The sequence below is a fragment of the Neorhizobium sp. LjRoot104 genome (genome assembly GCF_964253725.1).
GTDB lineage: Bacteria > Pseudomonadota > Alphaproteobacteria > Rhizobiales > Rhizobiaceae > Neorhizobium.
This window is the reverse complement of record NZ_CAXURS020000002.1, coordinates 1,432,836-1,452,925: the sequence shown is the minus strand read 5'-3', so window position 1 is coordinate 1,452,925 and position 20,090 is coordinate 1,432,836. Positions and strand designations below refer to the sequence as shown.

15 protein-coding genes are annotated in these 20,090 nt (G+C 62.7%); 11 read left to right on the top strand and 4 right to left on the bottom strand.

The annotated features are described in order from the left end of the window. Positions 1–154 precede the first annotated feature (154 nt). Positions 155–1,150, bottom strand: a complete 996-nt coding sequence (gene iolG / locus ACSQ8R_RS29010) for an inositol 2-dehydrogenase (RefSeq protein ID WP_436256790.1) — start codon at positions 1,148–1,150, stop codon at positions 155–157. Positions 1,151–1,314: 164 nt separating this feature from the next. Between iolG and ACSQ8R_RS29005 the strand changes: the two genes are divergently transcribed. From ACSQ8R_RS29005 to iolB, 5 genes are all read left to right on the top strand, one after another. Further along, positions 1,315–2,127, top strand: coding sequence for a MurR/RpiR family transcriptional regulator (locus ACSQ8R_RS29005; RefSeq protein ID WP_436256789.1), 813 nt, complete (start codon positions 1,315–1,317; stop codon positions 2,125–2,127). Between the two features lie 128 nt (positions 2,128–2,255). Next, entirely contained in the window at positions 2,256–4,184 is a 1,929-nt protein-coding gene (locus ACSQ8R_RS29000; protein WP_436256788.1) for a bifunctional 5-dehydro-2-deoxygluconokinase/5-dehydro-2-deoxyphosphogluconate aldolase, read from the top strand. Continuing rightward, complete coding sequence (iolD, locus tag ACSQ8R_RS28995; RefSeq protein WP_436256787.1) at positions 4,181–6,004, top strand: 3D-(3,5/4)-trihydroxycyclohexane-1,2-dione acylhydrolase (decyclizing); 1,824 nt, start codon at positions 4,181–4,183, stop codon at positions 6,002–6,004. The genes ACSQ8R_RS29000 and iolD overlap by 4 nt, the downstream gene beginning before the upstream one ends. Before the next feature lies 1 nt (position 6,005). Beyond that, positions 6,006–6,914 (top strand): myo-inosose-2 dehydratase, encoded by a 909-nt coding sequence (iolE, locus tag ACSQ8R_RS28990; RefSeq protein ID WP_436256786.1) that lies wholly within the window; start codon positions 6,006–6,008, stop codon positions 6,912–6,914. After that, on the top strand, positions 6,911–7,720 hold the full coding sequence (iolB, locus tag ACSQ8R_RS28985; protein ID WP_436256785.1) for a 5-deoxy-glucuronate isomerase: 810 nt from the start codon (positions 6,911–6,913) through the stop codon (positions 7,718–7,720). Before iolE ends, iolB begins: the two co-directional genes overlap by 4 nt. On the opposite strand, the gene ACSQ8R_RS28980 is transcribed toward iolB, so the two are convergent. Together ACSQ8R_RS28980 and ACSQ8R_RS28975 are read right to left on the bottom strand one after the other, a co-directional pair. Next, positions 7,717–9,240, bottom strand: a complete 1,524-nt coding sequence (locus tag ACSQ8R_RS28980; RefSeq protein ID WP_436256784.1) for a sulfatase family protein — start codon at positions 9,238–9,240, stop codon at positions 7,717–7,719. The genes iolB and ACSQ8R_RS28980 overlap by 4 nt on opposite strands. Before the next feature lie 154 nt (positions 9,241–9,394). Then, positions 9,395–10,345, bottom strand: a complete 951-nt coding sequence (locus tag ACSQ8R_RS28975) for a LysR family transcriptional regulator (protein ID WP_436256783.1) — start codon at positions 10,343–10,345, stop codon at positions 9,395–9,397. 169 nt (positions 10,346–10,514) lie between these two features. On the opposite strand from ACSQ8R_RS28975, the gene ACSQ8R_RS28970 reads away from it, so the two are divergent. Genes ACSQ8R_RS28970 through ACSQ8R_RS28945 form a run of 6 tightly spaced genes read left to right on the top strand, consistent with a single transcriptional unit; the run spans position 10,515 to position 18,986 of the window. Then, positions 10,515–12,023, top strand: a complete 1,509-nt coding sequence (locus ACSQ8R_RS28970) for an ABC transporter substrate-binding protein (protein WP_436256782.1) — start codon at positions 10,515–10,517, stop codon at positions 12,021–12,023. A gap of 12 nt (positions 12,024–12,035) precedes the next feature. After that, a complete protein-coding gene (locus ACSQ8R_RS28965) occupies positions 12,036–12,977 on the top strand; it encodes an ABC transporter permease (protein WP_436256781.1) in 942 nt (313 codons plus the stop codon). Then, positions 12,974–14,737: a dipeptide/oligopeptide/nickel ABC transporter permease/ATP-binding protein gene (locus ACSQ8R_RS28960; protein WP_436256780.1), complete on the top strand. Its 1,764-nt coding sequence runs from the start codon at positions 12,974–12,976 to the stop codon at positions 14,735–14,737. Before ACSQ8R_RS28965 ends, ACSQ8R_RS28960 begins: the two co-directional genes overlap by 4 nt. Then, entirely contained in the window at positions 14,734–15,546 is an 813-nt protein-coding gene (locus ACSQ8R_RS28955; RefSeq protein ID WP_436256779.1) for an ATP-binding cassette domain-containing protein, read from the top strand. The genes ACSQ8R_RS28960 and ACSQ8R_RS28955 overlap by 4 nt, the downstream gene beginning before the upstream one ends. 4 nt (positions 15,547–15,550) lie before the next feature. Then, the gene (locus ACSQ8R_RS28950; protein ID WP_436256778.1) at positions 15,551–17,311 is read left to right on the top strand and encodes a sulfatase; all 1,761 of its coding nucleotides are present in this window, start codon (positions 15,551–15,553) and stop codon (positions 17,309–17,311) included. Positions 17,312–17,324: 13 nt separating this feature from the next. After that, a complete protein-coding gene (locus ACSQ8R_RS28945; RefSeq protein WP_436256777.1) occupies positions 17,325–18,986 on the top strand; it encodes a glycoside hydrolase family 3 protein in 1,662 nt (553 codons plus the stop codon). Between the two features lie 71 nt (positions 18,987–19,057). On the opposite strand, the gene ACSQ8R_RS28940 is transcribed toward ACSQ8R_RS28945, so the two are convergent. Further along, positions 19,058–20,011: a formylglycine-generating enzyme family protein gene (locus ACSQ8R_RS28940; RefSeq protein ID WP_436256776.1), complete on the bottom strand. Its 954-nt coding sequence runs from the start codon at positions 20,009–20,011 to the stop codon at positions 19,058–19,060. Positions 20,012–20,090: the final 79 nt, after the last annotated feature.

The window sequence follows — 20,090 nt, the reverse complement described above, 5'->3', positions numbered from 1 at the left end:
GCGATGAACTTTGTCCATCATGCATGCGCAAAGGGCTCGAACGCAAGACAATCCTGACGCGGCCTTTGGTTGAAAAGCCGCGTCGCCGTTGTCGTGGAAGCGCTCCTGTCCTTCCACCCCAGGCACCTGTGGCCGAAACCAGGTTCCTTGGACCTTATTCGCCGATGACGATCGATTTGCCTTCCTTGACGGCCCGCAGGGCTGCGTCGGCCAGCATCAACGCGATCACGCCGTCTTCGGCGGAAGGCGAGGGTGCCGAGCCGCTTTCCAGGCTGTCGATGAAGGCGGAAATTTCCGCTGCATAAGCCTCGGTATAACGGGTCATGAAGAAGTCGTGCAGCGGCGGGCGCGTATAGCCGTCCTTGTTGGCGATCTCGATCGAGACCGGCCGCTGGTTTTCGGCGGCGACGGAGCCGAGCGATCCGTGCACCTCGATGCGCTGGTCATAACCGTAGCTCGCCCGGCGGGAATTGGAGATGATGGCCTGCCTGCCGCTTTTCGTCGTCAGGATGAGGCTTGCGCTGTCATAGTCGCCAAGCTCGCCGATCTTCGGATCGACCAGCACAGCGCCGGACGCCATGACGCTGTGGATTTCCTCGCCGAGCAGGAAACGCGCCATGTCGAAGTCGTGGATGGTCATGTCGCGGAAAATACCGCCCGAGACCTTGATATATTCGGCCGGCGGCGGGCCGGGGTCGCGGCTGGTGATGGTCACCATTTCCACCATGCCGATCCTGCCGTCATCGATCGCCTGGCGCACCGCCCGGAAATGCGGGTCGAAGCGTCGGTTGAAGCCGAGCATCACCTTCGCGCCGGTCCTGCGCACCGTCTCGACGCAGGCTTTGGCGCGGTTTACGTCGAGGTCGATCGGTTTTTCACAGAAGATCGCCTTGCCGGCTTTGGCGAAGCGCTCGATCAGATCCGCATGGGTGTTGGTCGGTGTGCAGATGATGACCGCATCGATATCGCGATCGGCTTCGACCGCATCGATCGTGCTGACCTTGCAGCCGGTGCTGTCGGCGATCGCTTTCGCCGCATCGGTCATCGCATCCACGACGGCGACGAGCTTGGCTCGCTTGTCCTCCGCGATGGCGCGCGCGTGGACCTTGCCGATCCGGCCTGCGCCGAGAAGCGCCAGTTTCGTGACCATGATGTCCTCCCGTGACATTGTCCGCTGTTTCAGCCAGACCCGCCTGCGCGGGCGACACAGCCATTCCCGGCTGCGTTTCGGGCTGTCCAAGCCGGAATTTGGAATATATGTTCCATTTTGCTAGTTTGTGATTTCATCCATGTCAAGGAGAACGGAAGGACCGAATGGAGGACAGGGCGCCGGCCAGCATCAAGCAATTCGAAGAACGGCTGATCGACGTTTCGGAGAGCCTGCCGAAGCGGCTGCGGCAATGCGCCGACTATGTCGCGGCCAACAAGGACCGGATCGCGGTGTCCACGGTGGCCGAGATGGCAGAAGGGGCCGGCGTCCAGCCTTCGGCCTTCATGCGGTTCTGCCGGATCCTTGGTTTTTCGGGATTTTCCGAAATGCAGCGGCTGTTTCGCGAGTCCTACGCGGGCGGCTGGCCGGATTATTCGACACGACTGAGCCACCTGCGGGAAAAGGCCGAGGGCAGCGCTTCCGCCCTGCTCGCCGAGTTCGTCGATGCCGGCCGCGCCTCGCTTGAAAACCTGCTGAAGACGATCGATGCGAAGACCCTGGACGATGCCGTCGAGGCGCTGGTGAAGGCTCAGATGATCCACATCATCGGCCTCAGGCGCTCCTTTCCGGTCGCAAGTTACATCTCCTATGCGTTCGAGAAGATGAACGTCCCGGCTATGCTGCATTCCGGTGTCGGCGGGCTCGACAACCACAATGCCATCCGGAGCGGCGACGTGTTGCTGGCCGTCACCTTTTCTCCCTATTCGGCAGAGACTGTCGATATGGTCGAGGCCGTGAGCGCGCGGGGCATTCCGGTGGTGGCGTTGACCGATACGATCGTCAACCCGTTGCGGAAGTTCGAAGCGATCACACTTTCCGTCGCGGAGGTGGATTTCGGCGCTTTCCGCTCGCTGTCGGCAACGCTCTGTCTGGCTATCGTGCTGTCCGTCGCGGTGGGCACAAAGCGATCTGACTGAATGTTTATGTTGAAATCTTCAAAAATAGAATTTATAGTCCATTTCTGACTGGAGGCGGCCGGGGAGGACCGGACGGCTCCGGGCGGTATCGATGGGCGTCAAGCCCGGCCGCCGCTAGGGAGGAAGTCTTGACGTCATTGGATCTCATCACGATCGGCCGTTCGTCCGTTGATCTCTACGGCGTGCAGGTCGGCGGGCGTCTGGAGGATATGGCCTCCTTCAACAAATATATCGGCGGTTCGCCGACGAACATCGCGGCGGGTGCGGCCCGGCTCGGGCTGAAATCGGCGCTGATCACCCGCGTCGGCGCAGAGCATATGGGCCGGTTCATTCGCGAGCAGCTCGTCCGCGAGAAGGTCGATGTGCGCGGCGTCAAGACCGATCCTGAGCGCCTGACGGCGCTTGTCTTGCTCGGCATCCGCGACCAGCACCAGTTTCCGCTGATCTTCTATCGCGAGGACTGCGCCGACATGGCGCTTTGCGAAGACGATATCGATCCCGGCTTCATTGCGGAAGCCGGCTGCGTCTGCGCCACGGGCACCCATCTTTCCCACCCGAACACCGAAGCTGCCGTGTTGAAGGCGCTGCGGCTCGCCCGCGAAAATGGCGCCCGCACGGCCCTCGACATCGACTACCGCCCGAACCTGTGGGGCCTTGCGGGCCATGAGGCAGGCGAAAGCCGCTTTATCGAATCCGGCAAGGTGACCGCCAAACTGCAGTCGAGCCTGCATCTGTTCGACCTGCTGGTCGGGACGGAAGAGGAATTTCATATCGCCGGCGGTTCGACCGACACGCTCGAGGCGCTGCGGGCGGTTCGCGCCGTTTCCAAGGCGACGCTGGTCTGCAAGCGCGGCCCGATGGGCGCCGTCGTTTTCGAAGGCGATATTCCGGACAGCCTCGATAAAGGCCAGACGGGGCAAGGTTTTCCGATCGAGGTCTTCAACGTGCTCGGCGCCGGCGACGGCTTCATGGCGGGCCTGCTGAAGGGGTGGCTGACCGGCGAGGACTGGCCGACGGCGCTGAAATACGCCAACGCCTGCGGCGCCTTCGCGGTCTCGCGGCATGGCTGTACGCCGGCCTATCCGAGCTGGGAAGAGCTGCAATATTTCTTCCGCACGGGCATCCGCGACAGGGCGCTGCGCAAGGACGGTGCGCTGGAGCAGGTGCACTGGTCGACCAACCGGACGGGCGAATGGCCGGAGATGCGTGTCTTTGCGTTCGACCACCGCATGCAGCTCGAAGCGATTGCCGACGAGGCGGGCCAGAGTTCGGAGCGGATTGACGCGTTCAAATCGCTCTGCCTCGACGCTGCCCTCGAGGTCGCCGGCGATCGGCATGGCTACGGCATTCTCTGCGACGGGCGGCTCGGCCGCGAGACGCTCTACAAGGCGACGGGTACGGGGTTGTGGATCGGCCGGCCGGTGGAATGGCCGGGCTCGCGCCCGCTTACCCTGGAGCCCGAGCTTGGTCCCGATTTCGGCGGCCTCACGGAATGGCCGGTCGAAAATGTCGCCAAGGTTCTCTGCTTCTACCATCCCGATGATCCGGCCGAGATGCGGGAGAAACAGGAAGAGGTGATCCAGCGCCTGTTTGCCGCCACCCGCCGCAACCGGCTCGAAATGCTGCTGGAGGTGATCCCCTCCAAGGTCGGACCGACCGATGACCGGACCGTTGCCGATATCATCGAGCGCTTCTACGAGATCGGCGTTTATCCCGATTGGTGGAAGCTCGAGCCGATGAAGAGCGAGGCTGCCTGGGCGAATGCCTGTGCGGCGATCGAGAAGCACGATCCCTATGTGCGCGGCATCGTCGTGCTCGGGCTCGATGCGCCGATGGCGGAGCTGGAAGATAGCTTCGCCACCGCGGCACGCTTCGACCTTGTAAAGGGTTTTGCCGTCGGCCGGACGATCTTTGGCGATGCGGCGCGGCGCTGGTTTGCCGGCGCGATCGGCGACGACGAGGCGGTCGCCGACATGGTTCGCAAATACCGCGAACTCTGCACGGCCTGGGACACGGCGCGCGCAAGAGCCGGCGGCGGAGGAGGAAACGGCCGATGAAAACAGTGAGACTGACCGCGGCGCAGGCGATGGTGCGCTATCTCGCGAACCAGATGACCGAGGAAGGCGTGCCCTTCATCGCCGGTATCTGGGCGATCTTCGGCCACGGCAACGTCGCCGGCATGGGCGAGGCGCTGGCGGGCATCCGCCACGACCTGCCCACCTATCGAGGCCAGAACGAGCAGTCGATGGCGCATGCGGCGATTGCCTATTCGAAACAGCTTCGCCGCAGCCGGGCGATGGCGGTGACCTCCTCGATCGGACCGGGTGCGCTCAACATGGTGACGGCGGCGGCGCTGGCGCATGTGAACCGCCTGCCGGTGCTTTTCATTCCAGGCGACGTGTTCGCCAATCGCGGCCCCGATCCGGTCCTGCAGCAGATCGAGGATTTCGGCGACGGTCTTGCCAGCGTCAACGACTGCTTCAGGACGGTCAGCCGCTATTTCGACCGCATCAGCCGGCCGGAACACCTTCTGACTGCGCTGCCGCGCGCCATGCGGACCCTGACCGATCCCGCCGATTGCGGCCCGGTGACATTGGCCTTCTGCCAGGACACGCAGGCTGAGGCCTATGACTATCCCGAGAGCTTCTTCGACAGGAAAATCTGGCATTGGCGCCGGCCGCGGCCGGATGAGAACGAGCTCGAGCGTGCGGTCAAGGCGATCAGGGCTGCAAAGAACCCGGTCATCGTCGCTGGCGGCGGCGTGCATTTTTCCGGCGCGACCGGGACGCTCGCAGCGTTTGCGAGCCGGCACAACGTCCCTGTCGTCGAGACCCAGGCCGGCAAGTCGGCGCTGTCTTGGGACCATGCATCGAATTTCGGCCCGGTCGGCGTGACGGGTGCTTCGAGCGCCAATGCCGTTTGCGAAAATGCCGACCTGGTGATTGGCCTCGGCACCCGGTTCCAGGATTTCACCACCGGCTCCTGGGCGCTCTTCAAGAACCCCGCGCGTCGTATCCTGTCGCTCAATGTCCAGCCCTATGACAGTGCCAAGCACGAAGCGATCCCGCTCGTCTCGGACGCAAAGGTCGGACTGGAGCTGATCAGTGCGGCGCTCGGCGATCACCGTTTCCAGGCGGTGGATGCCAGCCTCAAGGAGGACTGGTTCGCCAAGGCGGATGCGGTCACCGCCGCCCCCGAGGACGGCAATCTCCTGCCGACCGACATGCAGGTGATCGGCGCGGTCCAGCGCGCCTCGCGCGACAATACGGTCGTCATGTGCGCCGCCGGCACCATGCCGGGCGAGCTGCACCAGCTGTGGAAGGCCGGGCGGCCGCTCTCCTATCACATGGAATACGGCTTCTCCTGCATGGGCTACGAGATCGCCGGGGGGCTCGGCATCAAGATGGCGGAGCCGGATCGCGACGTGATCGTCATGGTCGGCGACGGTTCCTACATGATGATGAACTCGGAGCTTGCGACGGCCGTCGCCATGGGTGTCAAGATCACCCTCGTCATCACCGACAACCGCGGCTACGGCTGCATCAACCGGCTGCAGATGGCGACCGGTGGTGAAGAGTTCAACAATCTCTATGCGCACACCAACCAGGCGAGCCCGATGCAGATCGATTTCGCCGCCCATGCAGCCGCAATGGGCGCGGATGCCCGCAAGGTCTCCTCGATCGCGGATCTGGAAGCGGCATTGAACGGCGCGCGGGAAGCAAACGTCGCAACCGTTATTGTCATCGACACCGATCCCTATCCGACGCCGGAAGGCGGCGGGTATTGGTGGGACGTCGCGGTGCCGGAGGTCTCGACCCGCGCTGAAGTCACGCAAGCTCGCGCCGCCTACGAAGCGGCACTCAAGGAAAGACGCTGACATGATCCTCTACGGTACCAACCCCATCGCCTGGTCGAACGACGACGACCGCTCGCTCGGCGCACATATCAGCCTCGACCAGTGCCTCGACGAAACCGCGAAGATCGGATTCGACGGCATCGAGAAGGGCCACAAGTTTCCGCAGGAGCCAGCGGCGCTCAAGGCGGTGCTGGAGCCTCGCGGGCTTCGCTACGTTTCCGGCTGGCATTCGTTGAACCTGCTCGTCAACTCCGTCGAGGACGAGAAAAAGGCGATGCAGCCGGCGCTCGATCTGCTGAAGGCCATGGGCTCGAAGGTCATCATCGTCTGCGAGACGTCGAACGCCATTCACGGCGACGACGGCAAGGCCGTCAACGACCGTCCGAAACTCGCCGACGGCGAGTGGAAATCCTTCGGCGCCGGCGTCGAGGCGCTGGCGGAGTTTGCGGCAGGGCAGGGTATCGCGCTCGTCTACCATCACCACATGGGCACGATCGTCGAAAGCGAAGACGAGATCGACAGGCTGATGGCTCATACCGGCCCGCAGGCGAAGCTTCTGCTCGATACCGGCCATTGCCTGTTCGGTGGCGGCGACCCGGAGCGTGCCGCGAAAAACCACATGGCCCGCGTCGGCCACATCCATGCCAAGAACGTGCGGCCCGATATCGCCGCGCAGGTGCGCAGCGAAGGTCTTTCTTTCCTGGAAGGCGTGCGCCGCGGGGTGTTCACCGTCCCGGGCGACAAGGAAGGCGGCGTCAGTTTTCCGCCGGTGCTGAAGGTCGCCGCCGAGCATGGTTATCAGGGTTGGCTGGTCATCGAGGCGGAGCAGGACCCGGACGTCCGCAATCCTTTTGAATACCAGAGCATGGGACTTTCCTCGCTGAAGGCGATGGCGCAGGCCGCCGGCCTCGACAAGGGAGCAAAGGCATGACCGGCCTGTTGCGCAAGCCGAAGGGCTCTTCCGGCAAGGTTCACGACGTGACACCCGAGGAGGCCGGCTGGGGTTATGTCGGCTTTGGCCTCTACCGCCTGAGGCCGGGCGAAAGCGCCGCCGAAAAGACCGGGGAAACGGAAGTCATCCTTGTGCTGGTCGAGGGCAGGGCGGATATTTCCGGAGGCGGCAAGGCTTTCGGAGAGCTTGGCGACCGTATGAACGTCTTCGAGCGCAAACCACCGCACTGTGTCTATGTGCCCGCCGGCTCCGACTGGACCGCCAAGGCGACCACCGAATGCACGCTCGCCGTCTGCACCGCGCCGGCCAAGCCCGGACGCGAAGCGGCGGTGATCGGGCCGGGAGGGCTTTCCCTCAATACCCGCGGCAAGGATGCCAATACCCGCTACATCTTCCCGATCGCCATGGAAGAGCGGGATGTCGCCGACAGCCTCCTGGTCACGGAGGTGTTCACGCCGGCCGGCAATTGGTCCTCTTATCCGCCGCACCGGCATGACGAGGATAATTTCCCCGACATGACCTATCTGGAGGAGACCTATTACCACCGGCTGAACCCGGCGCAGGGGTTCGGTTTCCAGCGGGTATTCACCGAAGACGGTTCGCTTGACGAGACCATGGCCGTCTCGGACCACGATCTCGTGCTGGTGCCGAAGGGCCATCACCCCTGCGGCGCGCCTTATGGCTACGAGATGTATTATCTGAACGTCATGGCCGGCCCGATCCGCAAGTGGCGCTTCAAGAATCACCCGGACCACGACTGGATCTTCAGAAGGGACAATCCTTAAACCGGTTCACTGGGATGCTCGGCGATGTCGCCGATCTCGGCCATATAGGTGTCGAGCTTGTCGAGCATCTCGCGGAAAACTGCCGCATAGCCCGGATCGTCGGCGACGTTCGTCAACTCGTGCGGATCTTCCACGCAGTCGAATAACTCCCATTCCGGCGGGGCGCCGTTCGGTCGGGCGCCTGGCTGCCCCAGGTCGTCATTGTACCAGTAGATGAGCTTGTAGCGGGCGTCGCGCACCCCGTAATGCGCCCAGGCGCCATGGATGGCATCGTTGTGCATCCAGTAGCGATGGTAGACCAATTGCCGCCAGTCGTCCGGGGTCCGTCCCTCCAGCACCGGCCGCATCGATCGCCCCTGCATGAAGGAAGGCGTCCGCACCCCTGCATAGTCCAGGAAGGTCGGCGCAAAATCGACGTTGCAGGCGAGGTCGCGACTGGTCGTGCCGGCCGGGATCGCCGCCGGGTAGCGTGCCAGGAACGGCATCTGCAGGCTTTCCTCATACATGAAACGCTTGTCGAACCAGCCGTGCTCACCGAGGAAGAAGCCCTGGTCGGAGGTGTAGATCACCAGCGTGTTCTCGGTCAGGCCCTTTTCATCGAGGTAGTCGAGCAGGCGGCCGACATTGTCGTCGATGGATTGAACCGTCCGGAGATAGCGCTTCATGTAACGCTGGTATTTGAATTCCGCGAAAGCCTGTGGATCGGTGAAGGTGTAGTTCCGGCCGGTGGACGCGCATACCACCGTGATGCTCTCGCCGCCTTTGAGTTCCGGCACGCGCCGAACCGGGATCTGATCCAGCATCAGTTCTCCGGCGACGGTCGCCGGCCCTTCCGGCTGCACGAGCCCGAGATCCTCCCAGTTGAGGTCGGAACGAACGCGCATGCGGGCAGCCGCCGCAGCGGCGGCCCGGTCGGAATAATCGTCGTTGAACGTCGACGGCAGCGGAAGATCTTCCTCGGCCCAGAGATGATTGTATTTGGGGTCGGGAACGAAATGTCGATGAGGCGCCTTGTGATGACACATCAGAAGGAATGGGCGCCCGTCGCCTTGTTCGATGAAGTCGATCGACTTGTCGGTGATGATATCGGTGACATAGCCCGGAATTCTCCGCCGGCCATCGCGATCTATGAAGGCCGGGTCCCAATAATCCCCCTGCCCAGGAACGACGGCCCAGTCATCGAAACCCTTCGGCTCGTGGAGCGGTCCTTCGCCGAGATGCCATTTGCCGAAGATGCCGGTGCGATAGCCTGCCGCCTTCAAAAGCTTGGCCACGTTGGGGATACGATTGTTCATGTGCGTCACAAGCGTCGTGACGCCATTGACGTGGTTGTGCGTGCCGGTCAGGATCGCGGCCCTCGACGGCGTGCAGATCGAATTGGTCACATAGGTCGCGTCATGTCTCACCCCCTCGTTTGCCAGGCGATCGAGATTGGGGGTTTGGTTGAGACCCGCGCCGTAGGCCGAGATCGCCCGCGCGGCATGGTCATCCGAAATGATGAAAATGATATTCGGTCGCAAGTATTCCTCCCTCGCATGCGGGCGGCAGGAATACGTATGGTCGCAACCATTGAACCCACCGCCTTGGTCAAGGATATCGCGTCAGACCATGCGGAAATAATGCAATTTCAGAAGCAAGCGATGCTGAAAACTGATCACTGCTGATCACTGCTGATCACTGCTGTTCGCCTGGCCCGGTCTCCGGCGGGTTTTCGAGATGGAACCGCTCCTTGCAGAGTGCGATCAGCTGGCGCACCGGAGCCCAGTCGCTCAGTTCTTCGCGATAGATCACTCCCGTCCGCGTATGCCTGTAATTGAGGTTGACCGGAACCGGGACGATGCGCGGGCAGGAGGTCGCGAGAACGGCCGCATCGGGCAGCAGGCAGAGGCAATCACTCCGCTGAAGGATGGACAATGTCGAATGCAAGCTCTCGCAGCTCAACCGGATGTCGGGCTCCCGCCCCAGCCGCTCGAAAAGACCGTGCTGGGTGGTTGCCTGATAGATCGGAAGCTCGGAATGGACGAGCCAGGGATAGTCGAGCAGACGCTCCGGTGGAACCGCTCCTGCGGCATCGCGCGCGGCGAAGATCGGATGATCCTCCCGCGCCATCACATTGTTGATCACTTTCGCCAGCGGAAGTGCGACGAGGCGGAAGTCTTGTGGGTCATCGATCGCCACTCCGGTGAACAGCATGTCGAGGCGCCCCTCCAGGAGATCGGTGAGCGAGGTCGCATAACGGCTGTTCCTGAGTTCGAACACGATCTTGGGGAACTGTCGCTGCATATCGACGAGCAGTTCCGGCAGGATTGCTGGTCGCCACATCGGTCCGGCGCCGATCCGCAGATAGGCCTTGCCAATTGCCCTGTCGGACATCAGATCTTGCTCGGCCACTTCCCAGTGACGCATCATCCGCAGCGATTCCGACAATACCCTTTCGCCGAAAAGCGTCGGACGGACGCCGCGTGCATGCCGCTCCAGCAGCGGCCGCCCGAAATGGGCCTCCAACTGGGCGAGAGATCGAGACAGAGCGGGCTGCGTGAGGTTCAGCCGCTCGGCGGCACGACGGAGACTGCCTTCCTCCACGATCGCTTGCAGACGGAAGAGGTGGGTGATCTGATCCAGCATGGCAGTGATAAACTTGATTTATCGGTCCCGCCGTTAATTGCATTTTTCGTGCATTGCCTCAACTGCTATGACTTCGGAACGCCAAGAATGTGTATCTGGCAGAATCCAATTCGCTACATGCAGCCTGTCTTGCCGGGGAGTGGGCAAGTCAGGCTCTCGGGAGGAGAGCATGCGAAACCGATTGATTTTGTCCGCCTTGATGGCGGCTTTTTTATCCGTGCCACCGGTCGCCCAGGCAGAGGTCGGGAACAGCCCCGAAACGCTTGCGCTCGCCGGCATTCTGGACAACGACACCTTCGACCGTGCCGGCCTTTCCATCGGCCATCGCGCCCAATACTGGATGCCGGTCTTCGACACGCTGCTTTATACGGCCCCGGACGGCAAGACGATGCCGAACCTGGCCACTGAATGGCGTTTCAACGGTGATGGTACGGAGCTGACGCTCAAGCTGCGAGAAGGTGTCAAATTCACCGACGGAATGCCTTTCGACGCGGAGGCGGTGAAGGCAAATCTCGAATATCTGCGCGATGGCGTCGGGCAGAACACCTGGATGGCCGGCGCCGTCAAGAGTGTCGAGATCGTAGGCCCTGCCGAGCTGAAGCTGCACCTCAAGGAGCCAGATCCGGGCATGCTCTTCAATCTGGCGACCGTCGGCGGCGCGATGGCGAGCCCCGCGACGCTCGGCAAGGCCGATTCCAAAATGGTGCCGATCGGCTCCGGGCCTTACATCTACGACACGGCGCGCTCGGTGACCGGGCGTCAATACGTCTACAAGCGCAATCCGGATTATTGGAATGCCGGCGCCTTCCCGTTCGAGACCATGACGATCACGCCCATCAACGATCTCAGCGCGCGGATGAACGCGCTGAAATCCGGCCAGGTGGACGCCGCGGCGGGCGAAGGGCAGGTCGTCACCGAGGCCGAGGCGAGCAAGCTGACGGTCTCCAGATTGCCCGTGGACTGGCTCGGTCTGTTTCTCTCCGATCGCGACGGAAAAATGGTCAAGGCGCTGTCCGACGTCCGCGTCCGTCGCGCGCTCAATATGGCATTCGATGAAAAAGCGATCCTGAAATTCGTCGCCCGGGGTTATGGCGAAGTCACGGACCAGCCTTTCGTTCCGCCAAGCGAGGCATTTGATGCATCGCTCGACGGGACCTATCAATATGACCCGAAGGCGGCACGTGCCCTGCTTTCCGAAGCGGGTTATGCAAACGGCTTCAGCGTCACGATGCCGGATATCGGCACGCTGGCTCCCTACACGCCGATCATCACCCAGCAGCTCAAGGATATCGGTGTCACCGTCAGCTGGGTGAAAGTTCCGCCGAATGTCACGATCGCCGAGTTGTTGTCGGGCAAATACCCGATGTTTCTCTTCCGTCTTGGCAGCCAGTCGCCCTGGGCCGACTTCAACAAATTCGCCTTCGCAAACTCCCCCTGGAACACCTCCAAGGCAAAGGACGAAAAGCTGGAGGCTCTCCTGAAGAAAGCCCAGTATACGCCTCCAGGCAAGGAGCAGAATGCCGCGATGCAGGCCGCCAATCGGTACATGGTCGAGAACGCCTTTTTTGCGCCCTGGTTTCGCATCGACAGCATCTACATTTCCAACGCGCAGGTGAAGGTCCGGATGCAGGCGCAGAACATCGTGCCCTGGCCGCGCAATTATGCGCCCGCAAAGTGAGACCGGACGCCGATGACAAGGTATCTCCTGAAACGGGTCGCTTCCGGCATCGCGCTGCTTTGCCTGGTCTCGACCGTGACCTTCATGATGGTTTTCGGCGCCACCGGCAACGTCGCCCGCAACATCCTCGGTGAGAATGCGACGGTCGACCAGGTGACGGCGCTGAACAGCCGGCTGGGGCTCGACCGACCTCTGATGGTCCAGTTCGGCGATTGGGTTAGCCATGCCATCCGCGGCGACCTCGGCCCGTCATGGACGATGAGCGAGAGCGTGGCGTCTGCACTTGCGAGCCGACTGCCCGTCACGTTGTCGATGGTGACGATCGCCGTGGCGATGATGGCACTCCTTTCGGCGATGCTCGGCATTGCCGCGGCTGTCCGCGGCGGCTGGGCGGACCGTGTCATCCAGATCGTCAGCGTCGCAGGTTTTGCCATGCCGAACTTCTGGCTCGGCCTGCTGCTGGTCCTGACCTTCTCGGTCAAGCTCGGCTGGCTGCCGGCGACGGGTTATGTTTCGTTCGGTGCTTCACCATCCGCATGGGCGGCCTCCCTGGTGCTCCCGGTAACGGCGCTGGTGCTGTCAGGAATAGCCTCGGCCTCCCAGCAGATCCGGGGCGCGGTCATCGATGCGCTCAAGCAGGACTACGTGCGCACGCTCCGCGCCCGCGGCGTCAGCCCCCGTTCGGTGCTCTATCGCCATGCACTGCGCAATGCGATGCCGGCGGCTCTGACCGTCCTTTCCGTGCAGTTCATTGCGCTTCTCGGCGGCGCCGCCGTCATCGAGCGGGTATTCGCCATCCCCGGAATGGGATCCCTGACCGTCTCGGCTGCGCTGATCGGCGACGTCCCGGTGCTCATGGGAGTGGTCGTCACCCTCATCATCGTGGTCGTTCTGGTGAACATCCTGATCGACTTCCTCAACGCATGGGCAAATCCGAAGGTGAGGATGTCATGAGCGATATAGATACCGCCCAGGCGCCACTCCCCGCCGCTTCGCAGCGCCGTCATTTCGTCCGCTCCGTGCTCACCAATCCGACAGGTCTTGTCGCTTCGCTGGCGCTGCTGGTCGTCATCGCTTCGGCTATCTTCGCTCCTCTGCTTGCACCCAACGATCCGTCCGCCGTCCAGATCTTCAAGGTCAATGCCGTCGCCGGCGATGGTTATCTCCTCGGCGGCGACGGTTCGGGGCGCGACATATGGAGCCGTCTCGTCCATGGCGGCCGCAACACATTCCTCGGCGCGCTGATCACGGTGGTCATCGCCGCATCGATCGGGGTAACGGCGGGGCTCTTCGCCGGCTTTTACGGCAGGAAGCTCGATCTGGTGGCCCGCTGGATTTCCGACGGCATCATGGCACTGCCGGCGCTGATCGTACTGCTCGCCTTCTATCAGGCGCTCGGGGCCTCGATCTACCTGTCGATGGCGGTCTTCGGGGTGATGTTGTCTCCGGGTTTTTTCCGGCTGACACGCAATCTCGTCAACGGTGTCAAGCACGAGCTCTATATCGACGCGGCACGGGTCTCGGGCCTTGGCGATCTCCGCATCATCACCCGGCATATACTGCTTTCGGTGCGGGCGCCGGTGGTCATCCAGACCTCCATCGTCGCCGGCATCGCCATCGTCGTCCAGTCCGGTCTCGAGTTTCTGGGATTGGGCGACCCCAGCACGCCGACCTGGGGCGGCATGCTGCAGGACGCCTTCTCCAACATCTATGTCTCGCCGCAGGCGATCCTCTGGCCGGGGCTGGCAATCACGGTAACGGTGGCGTCGCTGGTGCTGCTGGCGAATGCTATTCGCGACCGCATGCAGCAGGGCGGCGTTCAGGTGGGAGCGCCGAAGACCCTTCCCCTGGCGGTGAGCGAACCGCTGCCGCAAGCCGCATCCGAGATGCTCCTCGACGTGCGGGACCTGGTCGTTGCCTATCCTGCGAACGACGGCTGGCGCGAAGTCGTCAAGGGCGTGAGCCTCAGCCTCAGGCGGGGCGAAGTTCTGGGGCTCGTCGGCGAAAGCGGATCGGGCAAGAGCCAGACGGCCTTTGCCATCCTCGGACTTTTATCGCCCGGTGGCCGGGTTCTCTCCGGCTCCATCCTGTTCGACGGCGTCGATCTCGGAAGATCTTCCGAGGATGAGGTCCGGGCTCTTCGCGGCAAGCGCATAGCCTATGTTCCCCAGGAGCCGATGGCCAATCTCGATCCGGCGTTCCGGATCGGATACCAGCTCGTCGAGCCGATGATGACGGTGCTCGGAATCTCCCGGGCGGAAGCGACGCGGCGGGCGCTGAACCTGCTTGCCCGCGTGAAGCTGCCGGATCCGGAACGGGTATTTCGCGCCTATCCGCACGAGATCTCGGGAGGCATGGCCCAGCGCGTCCTGATTGCCGGTGCGGTCGCCTGCAGCCCGGACCTTCTCATCGCCGACGAACCCACCACTGCGCTCGACGTAACCGTGCAGGCGGAAGTCCTCGATCTTCTGCGCGATCTGCAAAAGGAGTTCAACATGGCGGTCATGCTGGTGACCCATAATTTCGGTGTCGTGGCGGATAGCTGCGACCGGGTGGCCGTCATGAAGGATGGCAGGATCGTGGAAGTCAACGCCGTGGCCGACCTCTTCGCCGCGCCGGCGCATGACTACACCCGCATGCTTCTCGATTCAGTTCTCGAGGATGGAGAGACCCGCACATATCGACCGCCGGTTAAAGAAGGAATGCGGGCATGAACGATCAGATCCTTGTCGATTGCCGCAACGTGAATGTTCATTTCGGCGCCCACCATGTCCTGAAGAACGTCAATCTCACCATCCGCCCCGGCGAAACCGTCGGGTTGGTGGGGGAGAGCGGGTCGGGCAAGACGACGCTCGGGCGCGCCATTCTCGGCATCGGCCCGGTCAGCTCCGGCGAGATATTTTTCGACGGAGAGAATATCGCCGGGGTGCCGCCCCGGGCGCGCAACGGCCAGGCGGCCATCCAGGCGGTCTTCCAGGACCCCTACAGCTCGCTCAATCCGTCGATGACGATCGACGACATCCTGACGGAGCCGATTGTCGCGCGCCGGCTCGCCTCGCGGGCCGATGCCTCCCGGCAGGTCCGCAAGCTGCTCGATCAGGTCGCCCTGCCAAGCGACGCGGCGGAACGGTTTGCCCGCGAGTTTTCCGGCGGCCAGCGCCAGCGTATCGCCATTGCCCGCGCGCTGGCGCTTTCTCCGCGCCTCATCGTCTGTGACGAACCGGTCTCCGCACTCGACCTTTCCACCCAGTCCCGGGTCATGGATCTGTTCATCGAAATCCAGGAACGGACAGGCGTCGCCTATCTCTTCGTTTCGCATGACCTGGCGGCGGTGCGTCACATCTCGCACCGTGTTGCGGTGATGCGTTTCGGCGAGATCGTCGAATTCGGCGAGTGCGACCAGGTGACGGCGCGCCCCGATCATGCGTACACGAAACGCCTGCTTCTCGCCGCCCCGGTTGCCGATCCCGCAAGGCAGGCGGAACGGCGCGCCGCGTTTCGCGCGCTAGAAATGACGGCCTAGACCCATGCGCGCGATCGTCCTGATGTTCGACAGCCTCAACCGCCGCCTTCTGCCGCCCTATGGCGACAGGACCGCCCATGCGCCGAATTTCGACCGGCTGGCGCAAAGGACTGCGACGTTCGACCGCTGTTATGCCGGTTCGATGCCCTGCATGCCGGCGCGGCGCGAAATGCATACCGGCCGGTACAACTTTCTCCACCGGTCCTGGTCGCCGATCGAACCGTTCGATGACAGCGTGCCGGAATTGCTGAGAAACGCCGGAATCTATACGCATCTGGTCACCGATCATCAGCACTATTGGGAGGATGGCGGAGCCACCTATCACACGCGCTTTTCCTCGCACGAATTTTTTCGCGGCCAGGAAGGCGACCTTTGGAAAGGCGTCGTCGAAGGTGTCGATCGCGGGCGTCTTGTCGATTTTCTCTACCAGATGCGGCGGCAGGACCCCATCAACAGGACCTATCTCAAGGACGAGCGTGACCATCCGCAAACCCGGACCTTCGATGCCGGACTGCAATTCATAAAGGACAACGCCAGCCAGGATGACTGGATGCTGCAGATCGAGACATTCGATCCGCACGAGCCGTTTTTCAGCTATGCCGAATATCACGCGCTCTACCCCGATACCGGCGAGGATTTCGACTGGCCGCCCTATGATCGCGTCACCGAGGCGGACGAACGGGTTCTCCAGGCGCGGCACCGCTATCTGGCGCTGCTTTCGATGTGCGACCGCAATCTCGGCCGGCTGCTCGACATGATGGACGAAAAGAACATGTGGGACGATACGATGCTGATCGTCTGCACCGACCATGGCTATATGCTCGGCGAAAGGGGCTGGTGGGGCAAGTCCGTCATGCCGTGGTACGACGAGACGATCCACACGCCCTTCTTCGTCTGGGATCCGCGGGCCGGGGTTGCTGGCGAACGGCGCTCTGCGCTCGTCCAGACCATAGACATAGCGCCGACGCTGCTCGATCTCTTCGGCCTTCGGCCAACGCCGGATATGCAGGGAAAACCGCTTCTCGAGACTGTCAGGAACGATGTTCCGATCCGCACGGCGGGATTGTTCGGAAATTTCGGCGGGCATGTGTGCGTCACCGACGGCCGTTACGTCTACATGCGGTGCTGTGTTACCGAGGACAATTCGCCGCTCCATGAATATACGCTGATGCCGACCCACATGCGCGCGCGCTTTGCCCCGGACGAACTGTCGAAGGCGGAGCTCGCGCAGCCTTTCTCTTTCACCAAGGGGGCTCCGGTCCTGCGCATACCGGGATGGACGATCCGGGGGCCCTGGGTCTTCGGGACCCTGCTCTACGACCTCGAAACGGATCCCGAGCAGAAAAATCCGCTCAGGGATGATATGCTTGAATTGCGGATGAGCGAGTTGCTCGTCGAGCTGATGCGCGCCTCCAATGCGCCTTCCGACCAGTTCGAGCGCCTGGGCCTTCCGCAGACAGGGTCCGTGGGGAACGAGCACCTGCTCATCGAAAAACAATGGGCACAGGTCGTTTCCGGCCAGCGCAGCGTGGCGAAGGTCAGTGATTTCCCACCAGGTGCACGCGTGGCGAATATCCCGATCGCGAAGCTCATGGCCGAAGAAACGACGCGACGCATCCTGATCGCGGCGGTTCCTCGTCTGGCGGACGAGCCGCTGGCCGCCCCACTTGCCGCAAAGACGCTCGTGCAGGCCGCGACGGTCTGGCCGGAACTGGACCGGGAAAGGCTTGAGGCGCTGGAACGCGCGCTCGCGGAGCAGGTTTGAAACGGAGTGACCGATGCCATTGACGCTGGATCACCTGACGAAATCACCCTTCAACCTCGATCGCGAAGCGCTCGACTGGGTGGCCGGGACTTTTCACGGCCTCGACGATACCGCCCGTGCAGCCCAGCTTTTCAATCTCAATTCGCGGGGTGACGACCGCGAGACGGAGATCGTCCGCCTCGGCGAACTGCAGCCGGGGGGCATGACCCGTTATTTCGGTGCCGACGGCACGAGGGAACGGGAGCATATGGCCGCGATCCAGGCCAAGGCCAAAATCCCTCTGCTCGTTTCGGCCGATCTCGAAGGCTCCCGCATGAGTCTCCCCTTCGGCACGGCCGTTCCCAACCCGCTGGCGCTGGCCGCCATCGACGATGTCGCGCTGACCGAGGCGATCTCCGACCTGATGGCGCGTGAAGCTCGTTCCGTCGGGATCAACTGGTCCTTCACGCCGGTACTGGATATCAACGCGGCCTTTCGCAGCCCGATCGTTGCAACCCGGGGATACGGTTCGGATCCGGCGCTGATCGAACGTCATGCACTGGCGCAGATGCGCGTCTTCCAGCGCCTCGGCCTTGCCGCAACCGTGAAACATTGGCCCGGCGAAGGGTATGACGAACGCGACCAGCATCTCGTCACCACCATCAATCCGCTGTCGATGGAAGAATGGCGCGCCACCTTCGGCGTGCTCTACACGGCAGCCATCGATCAAGGCGTCAAGTCGGTCATGTCGGCGCATATCGCGCTGCCGGCCTATGTCTTCGAACGCGATCCCGATGCGGGCGAAGAAGCCTATCTGCCGGCTTCAGTCTCTGCGCCGCTCAATATCGCGCTCCTGCGCGGCGAGCTCGGTTTCAACGGCCTGATCGTCTCCGACGCCAGCGAGATGGCGGGCCTCTCGGGCGTGATGCCGGCGCAGGACGCGAAGATCGGGATCATCGCGCGTGGTTGCGACATGGTTCTTTTCTCCTCCAAACCGGAAGCGGAAATCGCTGCCGTGCGCGACGCCGCCCATTCGGGGCGCATTTCAGCCGAGCGTTTCCACGACGCGGTCACGCGCGTCCTCGCCCTCAAGGCGTCGCTCGGCCTGCATCGCGGGGTCGAAATGCCGATCCATGTGAGGGAACCGTCTGTCCAGGAAGTGGCCAACGAGGCTTTTGCTCGCGCGCCAACGCTGGTGAAGGACAGAAACGATACGCTGCCGCTCGATCCCGAAAAACATCGCCGCATCCTTGTCGTTTCCGGTGGGATCGTCGAGCCGATGCCGAATGCGAGGCTGGATTTCAAGCTGCCCGAAATGCTGTCTGCCGAGGGTTTCGAGGTGACCCTCCATCCCTATGGCACGCCGCTCGATGCGGAGGGGCATGACCTCGTCCTCTATCTGTTCGGCGAAGAGACGCTTCTGACGCGCGGGCGTATCTTTCTCGACTGGCGGTCACTTCACGGGGATTTCAGGGCCGCCATGAAACGGCCGTGGACGAGCCTGCCGACGGTGATGATTTCCTTCGGCTTTCCCTATTACCTCTACGATGCCCCCCGGGTGCCCACCTATATCAACGCCTATTCAACCCACGAGGCGATGCAGACCGCGGTGCTTGAGGCACTGATGGGGCGGAGGCCGTGGAATCGCAACAGTCCCATCGATCCCTTCGCCGGAGCGCCTGACGCGCGATACTGATAGGTTCCGGCATGGATGCCGGATGAAAGGCGTGCGGGCCTCCGACCGACCCGCCGAGCCGCCACCGGCAATCAAGGACCATTGTCCTTTCCAGCTACGATGTCATAGGCGATCCGGAAACCTGTATTGCTGGAGGCGCTATCGGGGGAAAGGCCCATACGTGCCGCGATCCGATACCGATAGCAGTAACTTTTGTGGCAGAGGAACGAGCCGCCCTTCAACACCTTGTCCGAAAACCGCCTGGCGATCTCATTGCGCGCCTTTGCCTGTTTCGAAAGTGAGCGCACCTTGAAAGGGTCGGCGGTCCATTCCCAGACATTGCCCGCGAGATTGTAAAAACCCGCCTCATTCGGGGCGAAGCTGCGCGCCGGCGCGGTGCCGAAATATCCGTCCTGCAAGGTGTTGGTGTCGGGAAAGCGGCCCTGCCAGATGTTGCAGAAGATCGTCTCGTCGGTGGGCTCCGCTTCGCCCCAGGGATACCGCCGGCGGCGGTTGCCCCCGCGCGCGGCATGTTCCCACTCCGCTTCCGTCGGCAGGCGGCCGCCGACCCATTGCGCGAATGCGAGCGCATCGTTCCAGGAGACGTGGGTGACCGGATGGTCAAGCCGATCGTCGATCGAACTGCCGAGGCCTTCCGGCTGCCGCCATGTGGCATTGTCGACTCGCGTCCACCAAGGGGTCTCGGCGACGCCACCCATCGCAAGTCGAGGGTCGCCGAGCAGCGGCGCGAACACAGCGGAAGAGCCGAAGCGTTCCGATTCCGTGACGTATCCGCTCGCTTCGACGAACTCGGCAAACCGGCCGATCGTGACCGTCTCGGCTTCGAGGTGAAAATCCTGCAGTGAGACTCGGCGTTCGGGGCCCTCACCGTCGGCGGAAATCACCGGGTCATGGGTTCCGACGAACGTGTCGCCGCCCTTGACGGCGATCGTCTCCCCCCGGATGCCGCGAGAGATCGCGTGTGCCGGTGTGTCGAATGTTCCCCGCTCCGTTTCCAGCCTCGATCCTGAACAGCATCCATCCATCGCGTTTTCCTGATATGCTTCTATTCGTTTCGCGGGCTTTCAGGCCGTTGGCCTCCCGATCGCCCGCGATCGACGACTT

Coding starts and splice junctions, on each gene's coding strand:
- iolE (WP_436256786.1), top strand. CDS start 6,006: ATGATCCTCTACGGTACCAACCCCATCGCCTGGTCGAACGACGACGAC.
- iolB (WP_436256785.1), top strand. CDS start 6,911: ATGACCGGCCTGTTGCGCAAGCCGAAGGGCTCTTCCGGCAAGGTTCAC.
- ACSQ8R_RS28960 (WP_436256780.1), top strand. CDS start 12,974: ATGAGCGATATAGATACCGCCCAGGCGCCACTCCCCGCCGCTTCGCAG.
- ACSQ8R_RS28965 (WP_436256781.1), top strand. CDS start 12,036: ATGACAAGGTATCTCCTGAAACGGGTCGCTTCCGGCATCGCGCTGCTT.
- ACSQ8R_RS28940 (WP_436256776.1), bottom strand. CDS start 20,011: ATGGATGGATGCTGTTCAGGATCGAGGCTGGAAACGGAGCGGGGAACA.
- iolG (WP_436256790.1), bottom strand. CDS start 1,150: ATGGTCACGAAACTGGCGCTTCTCGGCGCAGGCCGGATCGGCAAGGTC.
- ACSQ8R_RS28950 (WP_436256778.1), top strand. CDS start 15,551: ATGCGCGCGATCGTCCTGATGTTCGACAGCCTCAACCGCCGCCTTCTG.
- ACSQ8R_RS28955 (WP_436256779.1), top strand. CDS start 14,734: ATGAACGATCAGATCCTTGTCGATTGCCGCAACGTGAATGTTCATTTC.
- iolD (WP_436256787.1), top strand. CDS start 4,181: ATGAAAACAGTGAGACTGACCGCGGCGCAGGCGATGGTGCGCTATCTC.
- ACSQ8R_RS28970 (WP_436256782.1), top strand. CDS start 10,515: ATGCGAAACCGATTGATTTTGTCCGCCTTGATGGCGGCTTTTTTATCC.
- ACSQ8R_RS28945 (WP_436256777.1), top strand. CDS start 17,325: ATGCCATTGACGCTGGATCACCTGACGAAATCACCCTTCAACCTCGAT.
- ACSQ8R_RS29005 (WP_436256789.1), top strand. CDS start 1,315: ATGGAGGACAGGGCGCCGGCCAGCATCAAGCAATTCGAAGAACGGCTG.
- ACSQ8R_RS28975 (WP_436256783.1), bottom strand. CDS start 10,345: ATGCTGGATCAGATCACCCACCTCTTCCGTCTGCAAGCGATCGTGGAG.